This window comes from Variovorax sp. 20P10.2.4 (assembly GCF_058244205.1).
The window spans coordinates 1-1,876 of record NZ_JBZAYE010000990.1; the positions used below are offsets into that span (position 1 = coordinate 1).

3 protein-coding genes are annotated in these 1,876 nt (G+C 68.6%); 1 reads left to right on the forward strand and 2 read right to left on the reverse strand.

Features of this window, described 5'->3' with window-relative positions; genetic code table 11:
* The coding region (locus tag AC27VN_RS40290; RefSeq protein ID WP_490880334.1) for a pirin family protein at positions 1–671 on the reverse strand (671 nt) is incomplete at its 3' end.
* Between the two features lie 20 nt (positions 672–691).
* On the reverse strand, positions 692–1,108 hold the full coding sequence (locus AC27VN_RS40295) for a VOC family protein (protein WP_093351622.1): 417 nt from the start codon (positions 1,106–1,108) through the stop codon (positions 692–694).
* Positions 1,109–1,330: 222 nt separating this feature from the next.
* Between AC27VN_RS40295 and AC27VN_RS40300 the strand changes: the two genes are divergently transcribed.
* Positions 1,331–1,876 (forward strand): CYTH domain-containing protein (locus tag AC27VN_RS40300; RefSeq protein WP_490880335.1); only part of this gene is annotated, 546 nt, incomplete at its 3' end.

A 1,876-nucleotide genomic window follows, 5' to 3' on the forward strand; every position in this document is an offset into this window, starting at 1 on the left:
ATCTCGGTGCGGCCGCCGCGCGGCGACTCGACCACCAGGCGCGGGATCGCCTCCGACCAGAACATCGTGAAATGCGGCTCGGCCATCTTGCTGGCGGCCGGCAGGTTCAGCCAGATCTGGAACAGCTCGAGCGGATTCGCCGCGTTGGCGTCGAGCAGCGGGAACATCTCCGAATGCACGATGCCCTTGCCGGCCGTGAGCCACTGCACGTCGCCGCCGCCGAAGCGCGCGGTGGCGCCCAGCGAGTCGGAATGGTCGATCAGGCCCTTGCGCACGATGGTCACGGTCTCGAAGCCGCGGTGCGGATGCGAGGGAAAGCCCGGCACGGTCTCGCCGTGGTACATGCTCCAGCCGTCCTTGCGGCTGAAGTCCTGGCCGATGTCGCGGCCCGCGAGCGAGGCCTCGGGGCCCATCTGCGCATTGGCGCGCGGATAGGCGTCGTCGTGGTAGACGCAGAACAGGAACGGGTCGACCGTCTCCCACGGGAAGCCCAGGGGCTTGATCCCCACGATGGGGTTGTAGCTGGCGGTGGCGGTGGGCACGTCGGCCTTCCTTTCGGGATCGGACGCCGTCGATGGCGCGGCGTCCTTGGCCCCCATGTCGGGGCGCTTGCGCCCATCGGAAGGGCGCGTGCGCGCGACAGTGCGGCTCGCGGATGGAACGATGGGCATCGCCGGACCGCCTGCCGTCCTTATTGCTGGGGCATCTGCGCGTTCGGGTCCATGAACACGAGTTCCCAGAGGTGGCCGTCGAGGTCCTGGAAGCCATGGCCGTACATGAAGCCGAGGTCCTGCGGCGCGCGGGGCGTGGTGCCGCCGGCGGCGACCGCCTTGGCCACCAGCTCGTCGACCTCGGCGCGGCTCTCGCACGAGAGGCACAGCAGCACTTCGGTGCTGGTGCGGGTGTCGGCGATCGCCTTGTCGGTGAAGGTCTTGAAGAAGGACTCGACCAGCAGCATCGCGTGGATGCTGCCTTCCTGCACCACCATGCAGGCGGCATTGGCGTCGGTGAACTGCGGGTTGAAGTTGTAGCCCAGCGCGTTGAAGAAAGCCTTGGACTTGTCGAGGTCCTTGACGGGGAGGTTCACGAAGATCTGCTTGGTGGCCATGGTGTTTCCTGTGCGTCGAAAGAAGAGAAAGAAAAAGGGGGCTTCGGGGCGCTGGACGGGTTGTTGTGTACAGCGTCCACAAATTATGCAAAACAAAATGGACGGTGTCCACATCAATTTGCAAGAAGACGCTTCCGGCCCCCGGCGGCCCGCCCCGATGCCCGCGCGCACCGTGCGCCGATGGGTGGCGCCGCGGCGCGCAGGGTGCATCATGGCCGGCTCATGGAAATCGAATTCAAGTTCCACATCCCCACCGACCGCCTGAAGGCCGTCGACGCCGCGCTGCGCCGCGGTGCCGTGGTGCGCACGCGGCTGCAGGCGCGCTATTTCGACACCGCCGACGAACGGCTGGCCGCGCAGGGCATCGTGCTGCGGCTGCGCAAGGAGGGCCGGCGCTGGGTGCAGACGGTGAAAGCCACCGGCGACAACGCGCTGCACCGGCTCGAGCACAACGTCGACCTCGGCACCGCGGGCGCCTCGCCGGGCATCGATCCGCAGCGCCACCAGGGCACGCCGGTCGGCGAACGGCTGGCGAAGGCGCTCGCGGGCGAGGATGGGCAGCCCGCGGCGCTGGTCGAGCGCCAGTCCACCGACATCGTGCGGCTCACGCGCGACGTGCGCAGCACCGGGCCCGGCGGTGTCGTCGCCGAACTGGCGCTCGATGTCGGCAAGGTGGTCGCGCATGCCGGCACGCCCGAACAGCGCGAATCGCCGGTCTGCGAACTCGAGCTCGAACTCAAGCGCGGCAGCGTGCCGGGGCTGGTCGCG

What these genes read in the sequence shown, in the direction of transcription:
- AC27VN_RS40295 (WP_093351622.1), bottom strand. Translation starts at nt 1,108, where the DNA reads ATGGCCACCAAGCAGATCTTCGTGAACCTCCCCGTCAAGGACCTCGAC.